The organism is Pantoea sp. DY-17 (assembly GCF_019795975.1).
GTDB classification, from domain to species: Bacteria; Pseudomonadota; Gammaproteobacteria; order Enterobacterales; family Enterobacteriaceae; genus Pantoea; species Pantoea leporis.
The window spans coordinates 528586-549746 of the sequence record NZ_JAIMIG010000003.1 but is presented as its reverse complement, the minus strand read 5'-3'; the positions used below and the strand labels follow the sequence as shown (position 1 = coordinate 549746).

Here is a 21161-nt window from a genome sequence, read left to right as displayed (position 1 = left end):
CATGAGTACCGCAACGCTAGTGTTAACCGCAGCAGGCTCTGTCCTGCTGCTGCTGTTTTTGGTGATGAAAGCGCGTATGCACGCCTTTGTTGCCCTGATGTTAGTCTCCATTGGTGCCGGTCTGTTCTCCGGCATGCCGCTCGATAAAATCGCTGAAACTATGGAAAAGGGCATGGGCGGAACGCTCGGCTTTCTCGCCATTGTGGTGGCGTTAGGCGCGATGTTCGGCAAGATCCTGCATGAAACCGGCGCCGTCGATCAGATCGCCATTCGCATGTTGAAAACCTTTGGGGAAAGCCGCGCGCACTATGCGATGGGCGTCGCTGGCTTGATCTGTGCGTTGCCGCTGTTCTTTGAAGTGGCGGTGGTGTTGCTGATCAGCATTGCGTTCGCCGTGGCGCGTCGCACCCAAGGCAATTTAGTTAAGCTGGTGATCCCGCTGTTTGCCGGTGTTGCGGCGTCCGCCGCGTTTCTGCTGCCGGGTCCCGCGCCGATGCTGCTGGCCGCGCAGATGCACGCTGATTTTGGCTGGATGATTCTGCTGGGCCTGTGCGCCGCGATTCCGGGCATGCTGATTGCGGGCCCGCTGTTTGGCAGCTTTATTGCCCGACATGTCAGCTTTAGTGCACCGCCGGAAGATCATCAGCCGGAAGTGGAAGAGGGCAAACTGCCGTCGTTTGGCTTTAGTCTGGCGCTGATTCTGTTCCCGCTGCTGCTGGTTGGCCTGAAAACCATCGGCGCACGCTTCACTACGCCGGGTTCCCAACTGTATGAGTGGCTGGAGTTTATCGGCCATCCGTTCACCGCGATTTTGCTGGCCTGTCTGGTGGCGATTTATGGCCTGGCTTATCGTCAGGGCATGGATAAAGAGAAGGTGATGCAGGTGTGCGGCAGCGCGCTGCAACCGGCGGGCATTATTCTGCTGGTGATTGGTGCGGGCGGCGTGTTTAAGCAGGTGCTGGTGGATTCGGGCGTTGGCCCGGTTTTAGGGCATGCGTTGACCGGCGCAGGCATGCCGATTGCGCTGGCGTGCTTCATCCTTTCTGGCGCGATTCGCGTTATTCAGGGTTCGGCCACCGTGGCGTGTTTAACCACCGTCGGTTTAGTGATGCCGGTGATTGAACCGCTGCACTACAGCGGCGCGCAGCTGGCCGCGCTGTCGATCTGTATCGGCGGCGGCTCGATCATTATCAGTCATGTGAATGATGCGGGTTTCTGGCTGTTTGGCCGCTTCACCGGCGCCACCGAAGCCGAAACGCTGAAGACATGGACGCTGATGGAAACCATTTTGGGCACCACCGGCGCGATTGTTGGCATGATTGCGTTCAGTTTGCTGTCGTGATGTAAAACCAGCGCAATACATTGCGCCGCTACGGACCATTACGCGGATTTGTAGCGGCGCGATTCTGACCTTGTTAATCCTCTTCCCGCTCATCATCCGGCTGATCTAAAACCGTGTACGCCACGGCGCAGAACAGCGAATTTAAACGCTTCAAATCGCCCAGCAAGCCAAGGTGCAACGAGCTGGTTTCAATGCTTTGTACGTTCTGCAGATGCAAGCGCTCGACGTGCGCGTGGGAGAAACGGCGAATCAGGATGCGGAAGCGGTGCTTGGATCGGCGCAGGCGTTTGGCGCTGGTGACATCGTGCGACAAAAACACCGACAAACTCAGACGCAGGTTATACAGCACCTGTTCCTGCAAGGTTTGCAGCTCCTCCAGCCCTTCGGCAGAGAAGGCGCGGCGCGCGGTCAGTGACTTATCCGCTACGTCGGCGCACATGCGTTCGATAATGTCGCCCGCCTGCTCCAGGTTGAGCGCCATCTCAATGATCTCCGCCCAGCGGCGCGAATCATCCTCCGGCAAATCCTCTTTTGGCATACGCGCCAGATAGAGTTTGATCGCGGTGTAAAGCACATCAACATCATCATCCAGCCGCCGCACCGCGCGCTCTTCGCGCAGGTCGCCATGCACCACCTTATTGAATGACTCAATCATCTGCTCGACCACATCACCGATGCGCAGTGTTTCGCGTGAGGCGTTAGCCAGCGCTAACGCTGGCGTATCCAGCGCGCTGCTGTCGAGGTGTTTGGGTTTGAGATGGGCTTCGTTTTCGGGATCATCGGCAATCATACGGCGGCAAAGGCGCGCCATTGGATCGGCAAACGGCACCATGACTAAGCAGCGAATCAGGTTGTAGAAGACGTGGAAGAAGATCACCAGCTCTTCGTCATTGACCGGCAGCTTATCCAGCACATCGGCGACAACATTGACGAACGGCAAAATGGCGATGCTGCCAATCAGCTTAAACAGCAGGCTGCCGAGCGCGACGCGTTTGCCCGCTGCATTGGAGCCGCTGGCGTTGATCATTGCCAGCAAGCCGCTGCCGAGGTTGGCACCAATCACCAGACATAGTGCGACCTTGAAGGAGATGACACCGGTGGCGGTCAGCGTGGCGGTAATCAGGACCGCCGCGAGGCTGGAGTAACTGATGATGGCGAACACCGCGCCAATCAGTGCATCAAGCATCACATCGCCGGTCAGTGTTGAGAACAGTACCTGAACGCCCGCCGCCTGGGTGATCGGTTTGGCGGCCGCGACAATCAGCTGCAGCGCCAGCAGAATCAGGCCAAGCCCAATACTGGCGCGGCCTAACTGCCCAATGCGCGTTTGCTTGCGGCTGAGAAAGAACACCACGCCAAAGAAGATAAACAGCGGCGACAGCCACGACAAATCAAAAGTCAGGATGCGCGCCATGATCGCGGTCCCGACATCCGCGCCCAGCACCACCACCAGCGCAGGCGTCAGGCTGACCAGATTCTGTGCAACAAAGGAGGTAACCAGCAGCGTGGTGGCGTTACTGCTCTGCACCAGCGCCGTGACGCCAATACCGGCAAGAAACGCCATCGGTTTTTTTTCGACGCTGCGGCTGAGTACGCGACGCAGATCGGCACCGTAAACGCGCATGATGCCGGTGCGCACAATGTGTGTGCCCCACACCAGCAGCGCAACGGCAGAAAGTAAATTAAGCAGAGTTAACACGTATAGAGGCTCCTCATCCGTCAGGCTCAAACCACACCGATTGCCAGCCTGACGGTGAGCACAACCGGTAAAACCTTCGCCGCGTTGTGTCGCCTTTTTTCGTTTAAATTAAGCAACCTGGCGCAACGTCGACATCTCTAACTGTAGCCCAATCTGCATACCAGCGGGATGCAAATCTGCCACGCTGCGGTTGAGTACATCTATCGAGAGTTCCACGTTTTGCGCACGCACCCGATAGCGAATCACGTTGCCAAGCAAGCTGTGGCTGAGGATGGTGGCGGGAATGCCCGCCTGCGGCGCGCACAGCTGGATCGACTCCGGGCGAATCGCTACCTGGCCGCTAAACGCCTGTCCGGTCAGCTGCGTTGCCTGCTCGGCGCTCAGCAGGTTGTAGTTGCCGATAAACCCGGCGGCAAACAGATCGGCCGGTTGGGTATAGAGCATTTCCGCGTTGCCGTTCTGCACGATCTTTCCCCGATTCATCAGCACGATGCGATCGGACATGGTCAGCGCCTCTTCCTGATCGTGGGTAACAAACAAGGTAGTGAGTTTCAGCTCGCGCTGAATATTGCGGATCTGTTCACGCAGATGGCGACGAATGCGCGCATCCAGCGCCGACAGCGGTTCATCCAGCAACAGCAAGCGTGGACGCGTCACCAGCGAACGCGCCAGCGCCACGCGCTGACACTGTCCGCCAGAGAGCTGATGCGGATAACGCCGCGCGAAGTCGGTGAGTTCCACCAGCGCCAGCACTTCCATCACGCGTTTCTGAATCTCGCTGCTCGCCAGTTTCTGCATCTTCAGGCCAAACGCCACGTTCTTCTCAACCGTCATATTGGGGAACAGCGCGTAGCTCTGAAACACCATGCCGATGGTGCGCTTTTGCGGCGGCAGCGGCACGATATCCTGTCCTTGCAGCAACACGTTGCCGCTATCCACTTCGGTTAACCCGGCGATACAGCGCAGCAGCGTCGATTTGCCGCAGCCGCTGGGGCCGAGCAGCGTAACAAACTCGCCTTCTTCGGCACTGAAATCGATGTTTTCAAAAATGGTGGTCGGACCGTAGCTTTTGTTCAGCTGGGTGACGCTCAGATAACTCATGGTCAGCCTCGTTCAGGATTGAGGGCATTCGCCAGCCAGGTAACCAGCAGGACGACGGCAAAATAGGAGATCACCAGCGCGCTGGTGAAATGGCCGCTGCCGTTGCGCATGTTAAACAGATAAACCTGCAAGGTTTCATAACGGGTGCCGACCAGCATATTGGCGAAGACAAACTCACCAATCAGGAAGGAGAAGGAGAGCAGCACCGCGATAAATACCCCTTTGCGCAGGTTCGGCAACACCACAAACAGCGCCGCCTGCCAGGTGCTGGCACCGAGCAGCTGCGCGGCATCAATCAGCTCTTTCAGGTTGATGGCCTGCATATTGTTGGAGATGGCGCGATAGATAAACGGCAAGGCGATGGTGAAGTAGCAGCCGATCAAAATCCACGGCGTGCCGGTCAGCATCAGCGGCGACGACGAATAGAGTTGCAGCAGCCCGACCGACGACACCACCGGCGGTACGGCGAAGGGCATCAGGATCAGCACGTTCATCACCGCATCCAGTTTCGGATAGTAGTAAGCGATCACAAACATGGCAGGCAGTACCAGCACCAGTGAAAACAGCAGCGCACCGCAGCAAACCAGTAGCGAATGACCGAGCGCGGTCAGGAAACGCGCATCGCTCCACAGCGCGCTGAGCCACTTCAGCGTAAAGCCCTGCGGCAGGATGGTGTCGCTCCAGCTGGTGGAAATGCCGTACAGTAACGTCGCCAGCAGCGGCGCGGCTAAAATGGCCAGCAGCAGCCAGACAATCAGGCGATGATAAAATTTTTCCGCGCGCGACACGTGTAGCTCCTCAGGAAGGTTTGGCGTTGAGATAGCTGCGGCGCACCAGATACTGCTGCACCACGGTAATCAGCGCCATAATCAGCACCAGCAACATCGCCAGCGCGCCGCCGGTGTTGGGATCAAGCGAGATATCGCCAGAGACCAGCGCGGCAATGCGTACCGGCACCACGTTAAAGTTGCCGGTAGTGAGCGCGTAAATGGTGGCGTAAGCGCCGAGCGCGTTCGCCAGCAAAATCACGAAAGTACCGAGCAGCGCCGGGAACAGAATCGGCAAACCGATGTGCCACCAATAGCGCCAGCGGCCTGCACCCAGCAGCGCGGCGGACTCTTGCCAATCCTGTCGCAAGCCATCAAACGCCGGATAGAGCAGCAAAATGCCGAGCGGGATTTGGAACCAGGTGTACACCAGCACCATGCCGTCACGCGAGAACAGTTTGAAGCCTTCCAGCACGCCGTAATGGCGCAGCAGCAGCGTCAGACAACCGTTCAGACCGAGCAGAATGACAAAGGCAAACGCCAGCGGTACACCGGCGAAGTTGCTGGTCATGTTGGTAAATGACATCAAAAAGCGCTGAAAGCGGCCGCTGCCGAGCTGATGCAGCGAATATCCGGCAACCAGTGAGATCAGCAGGCCGTAAATGCTCGACCAGATGGAGATGTCGAGCGACAGGCGAAACGCCTGCAAATAGAACGGCGAGGTGAGGATATCGCTGTAGTTGTCGAAGCCCCAACGCTCATTGATGTCGCTCCAGAAGCTGTTGATGGCAATCCACAGCAGCGGCGCGAGCTGGAATGCCACCCAGAACAGCGCAAACGGCAGCAGCAATAGCGCGGCGAGCGTTTTGCCTTTCATTACTGCGGCTCCGCCAGTAACGCGCGACATAGCGGTTTGTCATGTTCGACGCCGAGCAAGGTGCACACGATGCCGCACAGTTCGGTCTGCTGCGGCTGGAGATCCGGCTGCAGCGAGAAACCTTTGCCAAACACGAACAGCGGCACCTGCGTCTCCTCTGGCAAAATGCCGCCGTGCGAGCGGTCATCGTTCATGCCGTGATCGGCGGTGACAATCACCTGATAACCAGCCGCCAGCCAGTCCGGCATCCACTGCGACAGATAACCATCGGCCATGCGCGCGCGGTTGCGATACTGCGGCGATGACAGGCTGTGCTTGTGTCCGGCATCGTCAATGTTCATCGGGTGGATCAGCAGGAAGTCGGGATCGTGCCGCAAACGCAGGCTTTCTGCGTCTTCAAACAGGTGGGAATCCGGATAACCGTCGTCCCAGTAAAAATGCCCATACTGAATCGGCAGATCGGGCGCGACCGTGTGGCGGTCGCGCGCCGCGTTGAACGGGGATTGATTGTAGAGCTCACTCACCCAGTGGTAGGCGGCCGCTGCAGTGGTGAGACCGGCGGCACGCGCGTAATGGAAGATGCTGCGCTGATTACTTAAGCGGCTGACGCCGTTATGAATAATGCCGCTGCGCACGGGTGGAATGCCGGTGAGAATGCATTCGTACAGCGGGCGCGACAGCGAAGGCAGTTCGCAAGTCAGCGTATAATATTGGCCGTTGCCCTGCGCGCATTCAGCAAACAGATAGCCCATTGCGTGCTGCGCTACCTGATTACTCAGCCCATCCAACACCACCAGGATCGTTTTCATCCCTCGCTCCTTACTGCTTCATATTAATGATGACGTTCTCTTGCCACAGACGCGGCAGCATTTTCGAGGTTTTATCCCACGCGGCCTGGTCTTTGATTGGACGGGCATTCTTATACTCAGACTGCGGCAGCAGCTTGGCCTGCACGTCGGCGGGCAGAGTTAAATGCTCGGCACGAATCGGGCGCGCATAGCCTTTCGCCAGGTTGATCTGGCCTTCATCAGACAAGATGTATTCACGCGCCAGCTTGGCGGCGTTCGGATGTTTGGCGTATTTATTGATGATGGTGCTGTAGCCAGAAGTGACGGAACCGTCGGAAGGGATCACCACTTCGTAGCGGTTTTTGTCGATCTGATCGCGGTAGTTCAGACCGTTAAAGTCCCACACCACCGCCACCTGAATTTCGCCTTTTTCAATGTTGGCAATCACCGGATCGGTCACGCCAAGACGGCCTTCTTTCGCCAGATCGCCGAAGAAGCTCAACGCCGGTTTCACATTCTTCTCGTCACCGCCTAATGCATAACTGGCCGCTAACACGCCGTTCGCTGCCTGAGCCGCAGTACCAACGTCACCGATAGTGACCACATACTTACCTTTCTTCAGATCGGCCCAGCTGTGCGGCACATCTTTGACCTGCTGCTTATCCACCAGGAACGCGATGGTGCCGGTATACGCCAGCATCCAGTTGCCATCCTGATCTTTTGCCCAGCTCGGGATTTGCTCCCAATGCGTTGGCTTATACGGTTGCGCCACGCCTTTAGCGACGGCAATCGGACCGAAAGCCGCGCCCACATCACCGATATCGGCGCTGGCGTTCTTTTTCTCTGCAGCAAATTTTGCCAGTTCCTGCGCCGAGGACATGTCGGTGTCGCTGTGCTTCAGGCCATATTTGCTGTTGAGGTCACTCCAGGTATCTTTCCAGTTGGCCCAGCTATCTGGCATGCCGACGCTGTTGACCTGGCCTTCGGCGCGCGCGGCTTTTTCTAACGCGGCGAGGTCATTATCTGCGGCTTGCGCGGCGGGCAGCGCAAGCAGTACGGCACTGGCTACTACAGAGGCGATAAACGCTTTCATCTCGATTGCTCCCGGTATATGTTGTGGGACTTCTTGGACTAGTCCAGCAAGAACCGAGCCAATGTAGCCCGAATAGATGAAGGTTTTATGACCATGGTGGTGAAACGGGGTGTGGCGCGACGATCCACATGCGGTTACAGCGCGCTAAAGCGTGGGTTGTTCTCTGTCACATTGTAGTCATCGAACTGTCATAGTGCAGATTTGCCCCAAAATGAGGCTGAAAATGATGTCGAAAACGGCGGATGTGATTGCAGCAGGGCTGCGGGAACGCATTGAAAGCGGTGAATTTGCCGGCGGTCGTTTGCCCGCCGAACGCAGCTTAAGCGAACACTATTCCACCACGCGCATTACGCTGCGTGAGGCGCTGGGCTTGCTGGAAGCGCAGGGCATTATCTATCGTGAATTGCGTCGTGGCTGGTTTCTCGCACCGCCTCGGTTGGTCTACAACCCCTCTCATCATAGCCATTTTCACGCCATGGCCGCTGAGCAAGGCCGTATTGCCAGCACTGAAGTGCTGGAGGCGCGCGAAGTGCCAGCGCAATTAGCCATCGCGCGTCATCTGCAACTGCTGGAGGGCGATCGGGTTTACCGCATTCGCCGTTTGCGCCGTATTGATGGCCGCGCCGTGTTGTATGTCGAGCATTACCTCAATCCCGCCTTCTTTCCGGGATTGCTGGATGAAGACCTGACGCGTTCACTCACCGATCTGTATGACCAGCGCTATGGCATTCGCTACGGCGGCGCGCGTTTTACCATTTTGCCGGGACCGCTGCCGGTGCGCGCTGCGCCCGCGCTCAACGTGGCGAGCGGCACGCCCGGATTGTTGATTACCCGCATCAATCGCGATCAGCACAATCGCGTGATTGATTGCGACTGCGAGTTCTGGCGCTATGACGCGCTGTGCGTGGATGTCGAAGTATAAATATTGTGATTTTGATCACACTACAGCATGATAGCGCCAGTGAGTAATTGAGAGCGTGAGGCGCAAAAATGACAATAAAAACAGGGGTGGGGCAGTACATCTCTTTAGCATTGCAGTGGGTGCTGAATATTGGTCTGATCATTCTGGCCATTATTCTGGTGGTGTTCCTCGGTAAAGAAACCATTCATCTGGCCAACGTGCTGTTGAGCACCGGTGAGCAGACGTCTTCCTATCTGCTGATTGAAGGCATCGTTATCTATTTCCTCTACTTCGAATTTATCGCCTTGATTGTGAAGTACTTTCAGTCGGGCTATCACTTCCCGCTGCGCTACTTCATCTACATCGGCATCACGGCGATTATCCGCCTGATCATCGTCGACCATAAAAATCCGTTCGATACGCTCTACTACTCGGCGGCGATTTTGATTCTGGTGGTGACGCTGTGGCTAGCGAACAGTAACCGCCTGAAACGCGAGTAATAATATCGCGTGGCACAACGAGCCGTGCCACGCATTCTCCTCTGCGCTAAACTAGGGCAACTTTTTTCCCGGAGATGTCCTGATGTCGCATGACGCGCTGCGCCAGTTACGCGCACTGCACTGGCTGCCAGCCTCTTCACCGCAGCTTTCTGCCCCGCTACTTGACTGGTTAATGGAAGAAGACTCCATGACGCGTCGCTTCGAGCAGCATTGCCAGCAAGTGACCGTAAAACTGATCCGCGAAGCGTTTATTGGCGCTGAAGAGATCTCGGAAGAAGCGGAATTTTTGCCCGCCGACCCGCGCTTCTGGTTACGTGAAATTGTGCTGTGCGGTGATGGCGAACCCTGGCTGATTGGCCGCACCGTGGTGCCAGAAAGCACGCTGAACGGCCCCGAGCAGATGCTGCAACAGCTCGGTACGCGCCCGCTTGGCCGCTATCTGTTCTCTTCATCTACCCTGAGCCGCGATTTTATCAATCCCGGTCAGGTTGGCGATTTATGGGGACGCCGTTCCCGCCTGCGTTTGTCGGGCAAGCCGCTGCTGTTAACTGAACTATTTTTACCGGCGTCGCCGCTCTATCGCGCGCTGGATCAAGGATAAAACCACTGTGCAAAACACCTTACCCATGACCAAATGGCAGGCTTACTGCCGCCTGATGCGTATCGATAAACCCATCGGCACTGTGTTACTGCTGTGGCCAACTCTGTGGGCACTGTGGCTCTCCGGCATGGCGATTCCACCGCTGCCGGTGCTGCTGGTGTTTGTGCTCGGCGTTATCGTGATGCGTGCTGCCGGCTGCGTCATCAATGATTACGCAGACCGCAAAATCGATGGTCACGTCAAGCGCACGGCGTCACGTCCGCTGGCCAGCGGCGCGGTATCCGGGAAAGAGGCGAAGTTGCTGTTTGCCGGTCTCGGTTTGCTGGCGTTTATGCTGGTGTTGACCATGAACACCATGACCATTTTGCTGTCGTTTGGCGGCCTGGCGCTGGCGTGGGTTTATCCGTTTATGAAGCGCTACACGCATCTGCCGCAGGTGGTGCTCGGCGCAGCGTTTGGTTGGGCGATTCCGATGGGATGGGCAGCAGTTAGTGAGTCCTTACCTTTAGTCTGCTGGCTGGTTTTCCTGGCGAACATCTGCTGGACGGTGGCCTATGACACGCAGTATGCGATGGTCGATCGCGATGACGATTTGAAGATTGGCGTAAAATCGACGGCGATTCTGTTTGGCCGTTACGACAAACTGATTATCGGTTTACTGCAGCTGGCAACGCTCGGTTTGATGGCGCTGGTGGGCATGATGCTTCATCTGAATGGGGCGTTTTACTGGTCGCTGCTGCTGGCAGCAGGCTTGTTTGTGCATCAGCAGAAGCTAATTGCCCAGCGCGAGCGCGATCCCTGCTTCCAGGCGTTTCTGAATAACAACTATGTGGGCATGGTGCTGTTTCTCGGCATTCTGCTCAGCACCGTGCCGTTCGCGGATCTGTTATAAACAAAAAAGGCGCACTGAAGTGCGCCTTTTTATTAGCTTGTCGCCGCGTTAATCGTGGGTGACCGCGCTTTCAATCGTCAGACGCACGTCGCTGGTCACCAGTTCCGCCAGCATCTGCCACATCATATGACTGCGTTCGGCATCGGCATCGCCTTTGTCACTGATATATCCTTCATCACGCAGCGTGAGGACCAGCGCAGTAAACACTGCTTTATCAAAGAACTCTGGTGCGTTGATACCGTGCAGCACAGACAGGCGTTGAGCCAGCGTGCGGCTCTCTTTCTCCAGCGTGCCACGGTTGATGGCCGGTTTCGCGCTGAGGATAGCGAAGGTAATCGCGAAGCGCTGCAGCGTCTCACGAATACCCGCCGCCAGCAGTTGCAGCGAACGGTGACGTGCCGGCGTCATTCTTAGTTGACCATCCTGCAAGGTGATCAGGCCCTGACGCGCCATCTCTGCACAGAGTGCGTTAAGTAGCGCAGGCAGCTCTGTCTTGTCCCAGCGCAAGAACAACTCGCTCTTTAGCATCGGATATACCAGGCTAACCTGACGCAGCAGCTCTGCTTCGCTGATTTCCCGATGTTGTTGCACGATGGCGGCAATCAACGATGGCATCACCAACATGTGATGAATGTTGTTGCGATAGTAGGTCATCAGCACCGCCTGCTCGCGCGGCAGAATGATGATGTCGCCAATGCTGTCTTGCTCGGTCTCGAACTTGTTCATGCCCATGGCGTGATCAAGCAGCGCTTCGGCGCTCATGTCAGGCACCGTGGCTTCTGGCGAATAGGGAACATTGCGCAGCAGCTGGGTGTAGCACTCTAACTGCTCAATCAGCTGTTCGCGGGTCAGTGAACGCTGACGTGACGCCAGCAGTGCAGTGACGCACAGGTTCATGGCGTTGGCTGCACCGGCTTCGTTGATGCGCACCATCAGCTTCGCCGCAATGTCATTCACGGCGGGCGTCATCCAGGCAGGGCGTTGCGGTTCGATAGGATCAATCGCATCACGCCATTCGGGCACGTTTTTGTTCAGATAGTTCATCAACGGCAGGGGTTCACCGAAGTTAACGTAGCCCTGGCCGAGATTGCGCAGCTTACGTAAACCGCGCACCATCTGCAGGAAACTCTCTTTCTCTTTGGCCGCACCCCGCAGCTCTTTGGCGTAGGTGCCCACTTCCATCACATGCTCGTAGCCAATGTAAATCGGCACGAAGGTGATTGGACGACTGCCGCCGCGCAGCATCGCCTGCAGCGTCATTGATAGGGTGCCGGTTTTTGGATCCAGCAAACGACCGGTACGCGAACGTCCGCCTTCCACAAAGTATTCCACGGAGTAACCCCGGCTAAACAGCTCGCCAAGATATTCACGGAACACGGTGGAATAGAGTTTGTTGCCCTTAAAGGTACGACGAATAAAGAAGGCGCCCAGACGACGGAAAATCGGGCCGGCTGGCCAGAAGTTCAGGTTAATACCGGCAGCAATGTGCGGCGGCACCAGGCCTTGATGATAAAGCACGTAGGAGAGCAGCAGGTAATCCATGTGGCTGCGGTGGCAGGGCACATACACAATCTCATGACCATCCTGCGCCAGCTGACGCACGCGCTCACCGCCATGCACGTTGATGCCCTGATACAGGCGGCTCCACAGCCAGCCCATCACGCGGTCAGTGACTTTAATCGCTTCATAAGAGAAGTCCGCCGCCACTTCTTCCATCATTTCGATGGCGTTCTGCTGGGCTTTCTCATGCGAAATCTTTTTGCTGCGCGCTTCATCTTCTACTGCTTTTTCGATCGCTTTGGATTGTAACAGCTTGTTGAAGAGATCCTGACGTGCAGGCAGACGCGGGCCGACCGCGGCCAGACGTTGGCGGGCAAAATGAATGCGCGCCACGCGAGCCAGCTTTTGGGCAATCGACTTATCGGTGCCGTGCTCGGTCGCCATCTGGCGCAACGAAACGGTTTGCGAGAAGCGAACAAAGCTGTCGCGGCCGTGCCACAAAATGGCGAAGAACTTCTGCACGCCATTGAGCACGCGCAGATGTGGCGTGGATTCACCGGAGGTTTCACGTCCCGGCGCACGACCAAACATCACCGCGACCGGCAGCATTTGCACATCGAGTTGCGGGTTGCTGCGGTGCAAATCCAGATAATCGTGGAACAGCTTTACCGATTCGGGATTGGCCACGAAATAGGGAATTACGCGTGGGCCATCGTGAATAAACACGTGGCGCGGCAGCAGGGTGCCATCGATCTCCAGCGGAGCCAGCGGATCGGGCAGATCATGTTTCAGGCATTGAGCACGCAGTGTGAGCAGGTCAGCCTTTGAATCATAAGGCAAAACATACATCACCGGACGTGTCGGATCGATCCCATGTTCAGAGATAGGATCGGTCGGAATGACCTTACTTTTTACCAAAATAGAGAGTGGTAAATTCAATAATTTGTAATAGAGTTTACGCCAACCTGACATAGACAACTTTAAGCCTCTTGTTAGCAAAGCGCGGCAAGCATACCAGAAAGCGCAGCGAAGGTCTGTGGCTCTGCCGCCTCATACTGCCCACACATTGACGTCAAAATAGTTCAAGGGTTCCATAGACATGGCAAATAACGTCACCGGTTTAGTAAGAATAGTGAAAGCCGCCGGTTATTCCTGGCAGGGCCTGCGTGCCGCATGGCAGCACGAAGCCGCTTTTCGGCAGGAAGCCATTGCCGCGCTGGTGGCCATTCTCGTGGCTTGCTGGCTGGATGTAGATACCCTTTCCCGCATCCTGATGATTGGCTCGGTAGTGCTGGTTATCATCGTTGAGATCCTTAATAGCGCTATCGAAGCGGTGGTCGACCGCATCGGGCAGGAGCAACATCCGCTCGCGGGCCGCGCTAAAGATATGGGATCGGCTGCCGTATTGCTGACTATCTTACTGGCTCTGTTCGTCTGGATCGCGCTGCTCTGGACGCATTTGAGATAGGGATTCCAGATTCATCAAACCGCTGATTTTTCCCTCTGTTACGGTTTTCATTTCGCGAATACCTGTATATACTCACAGCGACTGTATAAACAACCAGGGGGCGGGATGAAAGCGTTAACTGCACGGCAGCAACAGGTCTATGACCTGATTCGCGACCATATTAACCAGACGGGCATGCCGCCAACGCGTGCGGAAATTGCTGCGCAACTGGGTTTCCGCTCGCCCAATGCTGCCGAAGAGCATCTGAAAGCGCTGGCGCGTAAAGGCGTAATTGAAATTGTTTCCGGCGCATCGCGCGGAATTCGTTTGCTGATGGAAGAAGAACCGAGCGAAGGGCTGCCGCTGATTGGCCGCGTCGCTGCCGGTGAACCTTTGCTGGCACAAGAACACATCGAAGCCCACTATCAGGTGGATGCTAACCTCTTTAAACCGAGCGCCGATTTCCTGCTGCGCGTGAGCGGTATGTCGATGAAAGATATCGGCATTATGGATGGCGATCTGTTAGCGGTACACAAAACGCAGGAAGTGCGTAACGGCCAGGTTGTCGTGGCGCGCATTGATGATGAAGTCACAGTGAAACGCTGGAAAAAGCAGGGTGCGATTGTCCATCTGCTGCCGGAAAACACCGATTTTCAGCCGATTGTCGTGGATACCCGTGAGCAGTCGCTAACCGTTGAAGGTTTAGCTGTCGGGATTGTGCGCAACGGCGAGTGGCTCTGATCAGTTTCTGATCCACTTTAACTGCGGCGGTGCGTGTTTGCGCTGACCGCAGTCTGCTGTTTTACTTCTCTGTGACTCTTTCTGCGGCTCATTCTGGCGCCATTACGCTGATTACCGCACACAACGGAATGGGCTAATGCAGCTGTTTTCCTCTTCAGATAAAACGCTCTGGCGGCTAGCGCTGCCGATGATCCTGTCAAATATCACCGTCCCATTACTGGGTGTAGTGGATACCGCCGTTATTGGTCATCTCGATAGCCCGATCTACCTCGGTGGCGTCGCCGTGGGCACAACCGCCACCAGCTTCATCTTTATGCTCCTGCTGTTCCTGCGCATGAGCACCACCGGACTCACCGCTCAGGCATTTGGCGCCAATGACAAAACGGCGCTGGCGCGCGCCTTAACACAGCCGCTACTGATTGCGCTGGTTTTTGGTGCGCTGTTTATGGTGCTGCGAACGCCGGTCAGCAGCCTGGCGGCAGCGTTAATGGGTGGCAGCCCGGAAGTGCAGCAACAGGCGAAAATATTTATTGAGATTCGCTGGCTAAGTGCGCCCGCAACCTTGGCCAATTTGGTGATTCTTGGCTGGCTGCTGGGCGTGCAGTATGCGCGGGCACCGATGGTGCTGCTAATCATCGGCAACCTGGTGAATATCCTGCTGGATCTGCTGTTCGTGCTCAAACTGCATTGGGGTGTCGCCGGAGCGGCGGCGGCTACCGCGCTGGCAGAATATGTCACGCTGGGCGTGGGTTTGTGGATGGTGGCGCGGGTGCTAAAGATGCGCGGTATCCATTTTGCTTTACTCAAAAGCAGCTGGCGCGGCGATGCGGCGCGGCTATTCCGCCTCAATCGCGACATTATGCTGCGGTCTTTGATGCTGCAAATCTGCTTCGCGTCGCTCACCATCCTTGGCGCACGCATTGGGCCGGATGTAGTGGCAGTCAATGCGGTGCTTCTGATGTTCCTCACTTTCACCGCATACGCGCTTGATGGATTTGCCTACGCGGTTGAAGCCTGTTCGGGTGAAGCGGTTGGGGCCAAAGATCGCAGCCGACTATTGCTGATTTGGCATGCGGCTTGTCGCCAGGCATGCTTCGTCGCCGCGATCTTTGCGCTGATTTATGCATTCACCGGTCCGGAGATTGTGGCGATGCTGACGTCACTGGAAGCGCTACGAGAGATGGCCGACCGCTATCTGATTTGGCAAGTGATTCTGCCGCTGGTTGGCGTCTGGTGCTATCTGCTGGACGGCATGTTTATCGGCGCGACGCGCGGGCGTGAGATGCGCAACAGCATGGTGATGGCGGCGATCGGCTACGGTGTCTCGCTGCTCACGCTGCCGTGGCTCGGTAATCACGGTTTATGGCTGGCGGTGACGGTATTCCTCGCGTTACGCGGACTCACGCTGTGGCTCATTTGGCGTGGTCACTGGCGGCGCGATAGCTGGTTTAACGCCTGAATAAGCGAAGCGTAACCTACAGATTAATCTGTATTTCCCTGCAAACTGCGAAGCGGCTACTACAATTACCTCATACGGCGCATATGAGTAGCGCGTTGTCTGGGTATATCGCCAGCTAAGCAGGCAATATATCTATCTCACTCAGGATGTAGTGGAGGAATATTATGAACAAAGACGAAGCGAGCGGAAACTGGAAGCAGTTCAAAGGCAAGTTTAAAGAGAAGTGGGGCAAGCTGACCGATGACGACTTCACTGTGATCGAAGGTAAACGCGATCAGCTGGTTGGTAAAATCCAGGAACGCTACGGTTATGGTAAAGACCAGGCCGAGAAAGAAGTGAAAGACTGGGAAACAACCAACAAAGATTACCGCTGGTAATCTCACTTCACGGATGATGCTCCTACCCGCCAATCATTTAGCGTAGTGATTGGCCCGGCACAGGGATGTGCCTCCCTATTTTCTTACCCGCTTTTTACCCTCGACCTGATGGTCATGCTCGCAGCTTTCATGGTGCGTACAAGCCGCCACTTCTGCGCAATTTTCACACAGGCCATGTGCCTCAATCACGGTATGTCGCAGAGAAAATCCCGCCTGATCCGCTAATGCAGCGATGGTTTTTTCCACGCCATGAGCATGTTTTTCGCTAACTGCCGCACAACCGTCACACACCAACATCACAGAAGTATGTGCTGGCTCATCAAAATGATGGCAAACCACGTAACTGTTATTTGACTCTACGCGATGAATAAATCCCTGTTCCAGCAGGAAATCCAGCGCGCGATAGATGGTGGGCGGTTTTGCTTGCGGTTCACTGACACGCAGTTGATCCAGCAAATCGTAAGCGCTTATCGAACCGTTCTGCTCTGCCATTAAGCGCAACACTTCGGCGCGTTGAGTGGTCAGGCGCACGCCGCGATCAAGGCAAAGTGATTCAGCCTGGGTAAGAAGTTGTTCTGGCGTGAGGTTTGACATAAGCATTCTCCGGGTTGCAGGTGATGTTATTTTATCACACAAATTTTTACGCTGCTGTGATTGCTTATTGTCCTTAAAATCCCTAAGAAAATTCTCCCCAATCAATAGATTAACTTCGCCATTTTTCCGTCAATATTGCTGCAACCCTTATGTCTGTAAAATGCGTCCGGCCAGGCAGCGCAACGTCTGCACGGATTTTGCTTTGCAACTCACCGGGTTAGCGGCTATGGTTCAAAAGGTCTTAAGTAATTTCTGGTCTCAATTTACTCACTGTTAATTTTTCTGCATAAAAACACAGCGGAATGGCGTGGAAGCGTCCAATTCTGCGAATAGCAGTGCTATTTCCTTTTAATTCACAGCAATGAAGCGTTAGCCAGGGTTCAGAATAGCGGCTAACTAAACTTTCAGTCGGTGAGTGATTCAGCGACATTTCAAAGGTGATGGCAGGCTCATGGCGAAGACATTATTCAGGCACAAAAAAGTAGCTTATCTTGTTGGTTTGAATGCAGTATTTCTCTCTTCCTCAGCTCTGGCAGCAGGTACATGGTACGACGCGCGTAACGACGCAATGGGCGGTACCGGCGTAGCCTCTTCCACCTGGAGTTCAGCGGTGCTGGCTAACCCAGCATTGATGACCAAGGCGCAGCCTGAAGATAACGTCAGCATCATTCTTCCATCAGCCGGCGCACAGGTTACCGATAAAGACAAATTGATCGATCGCGTTGACGACATTACCGATACCGTTGATCGTTATCAGGACGTGATCGATAACCTGACCTTTCAGGATTACCTCAATGGTTACCCGCAGCTGAAGGCCGCCGCGGGCGATATGGCTAACCAGCTCAGCGACCTGCGTGGTAATAAAGCTCACGCAACAGCCGGCGTGGCCGTGGCCGTCACCGTTCCGAATGAAACCTTACCTTTTGCCTTTATCACCAAGGCTTACGGCACTGCGATTGTGCGCGCCAACGTGGCAGATAGCGATATTGCCTACCTGCGCGCGGTTGCCAATGGCACGAGAGTGCCTGTGCCGGGTGATGAAAATAACTTACGCTCCAGTGCCAATGGCCTGGCGGCATTAGTCACCGATTATGGTGTGTCAGTCGCGCATGAGTTCTCGATTGCCGGCCATCCGGTTTCTGTCGGCGTGACGCCAAAGCTGCAGAAAACCTGGCTGTATAACTACACCGCGAGTATCTACAACTACGACAAGAGCGACATCAACAGCAGCCGCTACCGCAGCAGCGATACCGGTTTCAACATGGATGCAGGTGTCGCAACAGATTTCGGTGAGAACTGGACCTTTGGCGTGACCGGACAAAACCTGATCTCGCGCGATCTCGATACCAAAGAGGTGAACGGTTACCGCGATACTTATCAAATTCGTCCGCTGGTCACTACAGGGCTTTCCTGGAATAACGGGCCATTCACGCTGGCGGGGGATGTTGATCTGACTGAAACCAAGCGCTTCAAGTCGGAAGACACCAGCCAATATGCTGGCGTAGGTGCGGAATATCGTGTGCTGGATTGGCTGGCGCTGCGTGCCGGCTATCGCGCCGATCTGAAGTCGACCGATACTGACGTGTTCACCGCCGGTTTGGGGGTGTCACCGTTCAACAATGCTGTCCATCTGGACCTGGCCGGTTCTGTAGGTAAAGACAACACCGTAGGTGCCATGCTGCAGCTCGGATTCAACTTCTAATTACCCGTCTGATAACGGGCGGCTGTGCCGCTCGTTTTGCTGTGATATGATTGCGCAGTTTCTCATCACTTACTTACTGCGGATTTACTGCGTTTCATGACCGATACTTTCTCCTCGCAACGTTTTTCCATCGCCCCAATGCTCGACTGGACCGATCGTCACTGTCGTTATTTTCACCGTAAGCTGAGCGGTGATACGCTGCTGTACACCGAAATGGTTACGACCGGCGCGATCATTCACGGTAAAGGCGACTATCTGGCCTACAGCGAGGAAGAGCATCCGCTGGCGCTGCAGCTGGGTGGCAGCGATCCCGCCGCGCTGGCGCAGTGCGCTAAGCTGGCAGAAGAGCGTGGCTACGATGAGATCAACCTCAACGTGGGTTGTCCATCCGATCGCGTCCAGAACGGCCGTTTTGGCGCCTGCCTGATGGGCGATGCGGCGCTGGTTGCCGACTGCATTAAAGCGATGCGTGATGTGGTGAGCATTCCGGTGACGGTTAAAACCCGCATCGGTATTGATGAGCAGGACAGCTACGAATTCCTGTGTGATTTTATTGGCACCGTGGCGCAACAGGGCGGCTGCGATACTTTTATTATCCACGCGCGCAAAGCGTGGCTATCGGGTTTAAGTCCGAAAGAGAATCGCGAGATTCCGCCGCTCGATTATCCCCGCGTTTACCAGCTGAAGCGCGATTTCCCGGCGCTGACCATGGCGATTAATGGCGGCATCAAAACGCTGGAAGAGGCCAAACTGCATCTGCAGCATATGGATGGCGTGATGATGGGGCGCGAAGCCTATCAGAATCCGGGGATTCTGGCGCAGGTTGACCGCGAGCTGTTTGGTCGCGATACGCCGCGCGTCGATCCGGTAGCGGTGGTGCGCTCGATGTATCCTTACATTGAAGCTGAACTATCCAAAGGCATGTACCTCGGCCATGTGACGCGCCATATGCTTGGCCTGTTCCAGGGCATTCCGGGTGCGCGCCAGTGGCGTCGCTATTTAAGTGAAAACGCCCACAAACCCGGCGCCGATGTGCGCGTGCTGGAAGCGGCGTTAGCGCTGGTAGCGGATAAGATCCCACAGGAAGTGATGTAATCACTGTTTAGCATGCCGGAACCTTCCGGTTTGATACGGTGCGCCTTCATGCGCACCGTAAAGCCAGTACCATAATTTTATAGATGGTTATTTCTACGCCGAGAATTAGTTTTTTTCATCACCTCATTATTTCTTCATTCAACTCTTGTCCATTGCTTTCAAGCAGTTAGCTATTTTTATAACCTGGCACGTATCTTGTAATGTTCCTGATGTTACTTACACAGGAGAGCCTTAGTGGAAATTCTATTTGTTATCGGCTTTTTTCTGATGCTGCTGTTCACCGGCGTTTCGTTGCTGGGCGTTATTGCAGCATTGGTGGTGGCGACCGCTTTGATGTTCTTTGGCGGATTGCTGGCAATTGTTATTAAAGTGTTGCCATGGCTGGTATTGGCGGTTGTCGTTGTCTGGCTTTATCGGGCATTTACCACGCCTTCAGGTGAGGCAAAATTGCGCAGGCTGAAAAGAAAAATCAGCGACTTAGATAGAAGGGACTGGCGCTAATTGCGGTGACGATCACAGACTCGGATATTGCTTAGCATTATTCCGCATTTAAACATATTTTTTACTTATGTTTTCTGTCAGGATGATTGGCGTTGTTTCAAACGAATTCATCGCCGCTGTCCCTACACCAGCGCGAACTATAAAAAGAAAGAAAAAAAGGGGCTTCCTACGGGAAGCCCCGTTTGCATTTAGCGATCAGGGAATCAGCAGGCTGGAACCCTGAGTCGCGCGACTCTCCAGCACCTGATGCGCGCGCACCGCGTCACTCAAGGCAAATTTCTGCTGCTCGGGCACGTTAAGCTGAATCGCGCGGCTGGCGATCAATGAGAACAACTCATTGCTGGCGGCATCCAGTTCTTCACGGTTGGTGATGTAACCGAACAGCGAAGGTCGGGTGACGAACAGTGAGCCTTTCTTGTTGAGAATGCCGAGATCAATGCCGGTAACCGGACCCGACGCATTACCAAAGCTGACCATTAATCCGTGGCGACGCAGGCTATCCAGCGATGGTTCCCAGGTATCTTTTCCCACCGAGTCATACACCACGGCCACTTTCTCGCCATGGGTCAACTCGCTGACGCGCTTCGCGATATTCTCTTCACGATAGTTAATTGTCGCCCAGGCACCGGCATCTTTAGCTATCTTCGCTTTCTCAGCCGAACCCACCGTGCCAATCAGATGTGCGCCGAGCGCTTTGGCCCATTGGCAGGCGATCAATCCCACGCCACCCGCAGCGGCGTGGAACAGGAAGATTTCATCAGCTTTCACTTTATAGGTTTGGCGCAGCAGATACTGCACGGTTAAACCTTTGAGGAAAGAGGCCGCACCTTGCTCAAAGGAGATGCTGTCCGGCAGGATCACCAGACGATCTTCCGCCACATTGTGCACTTCGCTGTAGGCGCCCAGCGCGGCCTGGCAATAGACCACGCGATCGCCCGCCTTAAACCGCGTCACCGCCGATCCGACGCGCTTCACCACGCCGGCGGCTTCGGTACCCAGGCCGGAAGGGAAGCTGCTTTGCGGATACAAGCCGCTGCGCACGTAGGTATCAATGTAGTTAATGCCAATCGCCTTGTTTTCCACCTGCACTTCATGTTCGGCGGGATCGGCCAGTTCGAAATCGACCCATTGCAGTACATCTGGGCCGCCGTGTTGGTTGAACTGAATACGCTTTGCCATTCTGA

The 21161-nt window shown here is 55.4% G+C and carries 21 protein-coding genes; 12 read left to right on the top strand and 9 right to left on the bottom strand.

All coding sequences use genetic code 11. From position 1 onward, the window contains the following. Nucleotide 1 precedes the first annotated feature (1 nt). Entirely contained in the window at nt 2-1342 is a 1341-nt protein-coding gene (gene gntU, locus K5Y33_RS16675) for a gluconate transporter (protein ID WP_222234572.1), read from the top strand. Between the two features lie 73 nt (nt 1343-1415). Here the strand turns inward: gntU and K5Y33_RS16670 are convergent, their stop codons facing one another. From K5Y33_RS16670 to K5Y33_RS16645, 6 genes are all read right to left on the bottom strand, one after another. Further along, entirely contained in the window at nt 1416-3041 is a 1626-nt protein-coding gene (locus K5Y33_RS16670) for a Na/Pi cotransporter family protein (protein WP_222211738.1), read from the bottom strand. Between the two features lie 108 nt (nt 3042-3149). Next, nucleotides 3150-4142, bottom strand: a complete 993-nt coding sequence (locus K5Y33_RS16665; protein ID WP_222234570.1) for an ABC transporter ATP-binding protein — start codon at nt 4140-4142, stop codon at nt 3150-3152. A gap of 2 nt (nt 4143-4144) precedes the next feature. Then, nucleotides 4145-4930, bottom strand: coding sequence for an ABC transporter permease (locus K5Y33_RS16660; RefSeq protein ID WP_101763078.1), 786 nt, complete (start codon nt 4928-4930; stop codon nt 4145-4147). 10 nt (nt 4931-4940) lie between these two features. Next, a complete protein-coding gene (locus tag K5Y33_RS16655) occupies nt 4941-5786 on the bottom strand; it encodes an ABC transporter permease subunit (protein ID WP_101763077.1) in 846 nt (281 codons plus the stop codon). After that, entirely contained in the window at nt 5786-6595 is an 810-nt protein-coding gene (locus tag K5Y33_RS16650; protein ID WP_192412697.1) for an alkaline phosphatase family protein, read from the bottom strand. Before K5Y33_RS16650 ends, K5Y33_RS16655 begins: the two co-directional genes overlap by 1 nt. Nucleotides 6596-6605: 10 nt before the next feature. Beyond that, nucleotides 6606-7667, bottom strand: coding sequence for an ABC transporter substrate-binding protein (locus K5Y33_RS16645; RefSeq protein WP_222234569.1), 1062 nt, complete (start codon nt 7665-7667; stop codon nt 6606-6608). Nucleotides 7668-7890: 223 nt separating this feature from the next. On the opposite strand from K5Y33_RS16645, the gene K5Y33_RS16640 reads away from it, so the two are divergent. The 4 genes from K5Y33_RS16640 to ubiA all read left to right on the top strand — a co-directional run bounded on the left by K5Y33_RS16640 (nt 7891) and on the right by ubiA (nt 10561). Next, nucleotides 7891-8589 (top strand): UTRA domain-containing protein, encoded by a 699-nt coding sequence (locus K5Y33_RS16640; RefSeq protein ID WP_222234568.1) that lies wholly within the window; start codon nt 7891-7893, stop codon nt 8587-8589. 68 nt (nt 8590-8657) lie between these two features. Then, a complete protein-coding gene (gene psiE, locus K5Y33_RS16635; RefSeq protein WP_061718383.1) occupies nt 8658-9068 on the top strand; it encodes a phosphate-starvation-inducible protein PsiE in 411 nt (136 codons plus the stop codon). 82 nt (nt 9069-9150) lie between these two features. Then, nucleotides 9151-9669, top strand: coding sequence for a chorismate lyase (gene ubiC, locus K5Y33_RS16630; protein WP_101763073.1), 519 nt, complete (start codon nt 9151-9153; stop codon nt 9667-9669). Nucleotides 9670-9676: 7 nt separating this feature from the next. Beyond that, nucleotides 9677-10561: a 4-hydroxybenzoate octaprenyltransferase gene (gene ubiA / locus K5Y33_RS16625; protein ID WP_110868146.1), complete on the top strand. Its 885-nt coding sequence runs from the start codon at nt 9677-9679 to the stop codon at nt 10559-10561. A gap of 48 nt (nt 10562-10609) precedes the next feature. On the opposite strand, the gene plsB is transcribed toward ubiA, so the two are convergent. Further along, nucleotides 10610-13033 carry a glycerol-3-phosphate 1-O-acyltransferase PlsB gene (gene plsB / locus K5Y33_RS16620; RefSeq protein WP_101763071.1) on the bottom strand — a complete coding sequence of 808 codons (2424 nt, stop codon included), beginning with the start codon at nt 13031-13033 and terminating at the stop codon, nt 10610-10612. A 127-nt stretch (nt 13034-13160) separates the two neighbouring features. Between plsB and K5Y33_RS16615 the strand changes: the two genes are divergently transcribed. The 4 genes from K5Y33_RS16615 (at nt 13161) to K5Y33_RS16600 (ending at nt 16085) form a co-directional block, all read left to right on the top strand. Further along, a complete protein-coding gene (locus K5Y33_RS16615; protein ID WP_101763070.1) occupies nt 13161-13529 on the top strand; it encodes a diacylglycerol kinase in 369 nt (122 codons plus the stop codon). 105 nt (nt 13530-13634) lie between these two features. Beyond that, a complete protein-coding gene (gene lexA / locus K5Y33_RS16610) occupies nt 13635-14249 on the top strand; it encodes a transcriptional repressor LexA (protein WP_008109941.1) in 615 nt (204 codons plus the stop codon). A 136-nt stretch (nt 14250-14385) separates the two neighbouring features. Then, a complete protein-coding gene (gene dinF, locus K5Y33_RS16605) occupies nt 14386-15708 on the top strand; it encodes an MATE family efflux transporter DinF (protein ID WP_110868148.1) in 1323 nt (440 codons plus the stop codon). Between the two features lie 164 nt (nt 15709-15872). Next, the gene (locus K5Y33_RS16600; RefSeq protein WP_110868149.1) at nt 15873-16085 is read left to right on the top strand and encodes a CsbD family protein; all 213 of its coding nucleotides are present in this window, start codon (nt 15873-15875) and stop codon (nt 16083-16085) included. A 75-nt stretch (nt 16086-16160) separates the two neighbouring features. Here K5Y33_RS16600 and zur read toward each other — a convergent pair whose 3' ends face one another. Further along, the gene (zur, locus tag K5Y33_RS16595; RefSeq protein WP_101763067.1) at nt 16161-16679 is read right to left on the bottom strand and encodes a zinc uptake transcriptional repressor Zur; all 519 of its coding nucleotides are present in this window, start codon (nt 16677-16679) and stop codon (nt 16161-16163) included. 451 nt (nt 16680-17130) lie between these two features. Here zur and traF point away from each other — a divergent pair, with 451 nt between their 5' ends. From traF to pspG, 3 genes are all read left to right on the top strand, one after another. Continuing rightward, nucleotides 17131-18381, top strand: a complete 1251-nt coding sequence (gene traF, locus K5Y33_RS16590; RefSeq protein ID WP_137384961.1) for a conjugal transfer protein TraF — start codon at nt 17131-17133, stop codon at nt 18379-18381. 96 nt (nt 18382-18477) lie between these two features. After that, nucleotides 18478-19476, top strand: coding sequence for a tRNA dihydrouridine(20/20a) synthase DusA (gene dusA / locus K5Y33_RS16585; RefSeq protein WP_110868152.1), 999 nt, complete (start codon nt 18478-18480; stop codon nt 19474-19476). Between the two features lie 234 nt (nt 19477-19710). Continuing rightward, entirely contained in the window at nt 19711-19977 is a 267-nt protein-coding gene (gene pspG / locus K5Y33_RS16580) for an envelope stress response protein PspG (protein ID WP_222234567.1), read from the top strand. Nucleotides 19978-20172: 195 nt separating this feature from the next. Here the strand turns inward: pspG and K5Y33_RS16575 are convergent, their stop codons facing one another. Beyond that, complete coding sequence (locus K5Y33_RS16575; protein WP_101763063.1) at nt 20173-21156, bottom strand: quinone oxidoreductase; 984 nt, start codon at nt 21154-21156, stop codon at nt 20173-20175. Nucleotides 21157-21161: the final 5 nt, after the last annotated feature.

Bases quoted from the DNA above. Each gene is read 5' to 3' on its own strand.
- zur (WP_101763067.1), bottom strand. From the start codon at position 16,679: ATGTCAAACCTCACGCCAGAACAACTTCTTACCCAGGCTGAATCACTT.
- K5Y33_RS16645 (WP_222234569.1), bottom strand. From the start codon at position 7,667: ATGAAAGCGTTTATCGCCTCTGTAGTAGCCAGTGCCGTACTGCTTGCG.
- plsB (WP_101763071.1), bottom strand. From the start codon at position 13,033: ATGTCAGGTTGGCGTAAACTCTATTACAAATTATTGAATTTACCACTC.
- K5Y33_RS16665 (WP_222234570.1), bottom strand. From the start codon at position 4,142: ATGAGTTATCTGAGCGTCACCCAGCTGAACAAAAGCTACGGTCCGACC.
- gntU (WP_222234572.1), top strand. From the start codon at position 2: ATGAGTACCGCAACGCTAGTGTTAACCGCAGCAGGCTCTGTCCTGCTG.
- dinF (WP_110868148.1), top strand. From the start codon at position 14,386: ATGCAGCTGTTTTCCTCTTCAGATAAAACGCTCTGGCGGCTAGCGCTG.
- dusA (WP_110868152.1), top strand. From the start codon at position 18,478: ATGACCGATACTTTCTCCTCGCAACGTTTTTCCATCGCCCCAATGCTC.
- K5Y33_RS16600 (WP_110868149.1), top strand. From the start codon at position 15,873: ATGAACAAAGACGAAGCGAGCGGAAACTGGAAGCAGTTCAAAGGCAAG.
- ubiC (WP_101763073.1), top strand. From the start codon at position 9,151: ATGTCGCATGACGCGCTGCGCCAGTTACGCGCACTGCACTGGCTGCCA.
- K5Y33_RS16615 (WP_101763070.1), top strand. From the start codon at position 13,161: ATGGCAAATAACGTCACCGGTTTAGTAAGAATAGTGAAAGCCGCCGGT.
- K5Y33_RS16640 (WP_222234568.1), top strand. From the start codon at position 7,891: ATGATGTCGAAAACGGCGGATGTGATTGCAGCAGGGCTGCGGGAACGC.
- traF (WP_137384961.1), top strand. From the start codon at position 17,131: ATGGCGAAGACATTATTCAGGCACAAAAAAGTAGCTTATCTTGTTGGT.
- K5Y33_RS16655 (WP_101763077.1), bottom strand. From the start codon at position 5,786: ATGAAAGGCAAAACGCTCGCCGCGCTATTGCTGCTGCCGTTTGCGCTG.
- lexA (WP_008109941.1), top strand. From the start codon at position 13,635: ATGAAAGCGTTAACTGCACGGCAGCAACAGGTCTATGACCTGATTCGC.
- K5Y33_RS16575 (WP_101763063.1), bottom strand. From the start codon at position 21,156: ATGGCAAAGCGTATTCAGTTCAACCAACACGGCGGCCCAGATGTACTG.
- K5Y33_RS16650 (WP_192412697.1), bottom strand. From the start codon at position 6,595: ATGAAAACGATCCTGGTGGTGTTGGATGGGCTGAGTAATCAGGTAGCG.
- psiE (WP_061718383.1), top strand. From the start codon at position 8,658: ATGACAATAAAAACAGGGGTGGGGCAGTACATCTCTTTAGCATTGCAG.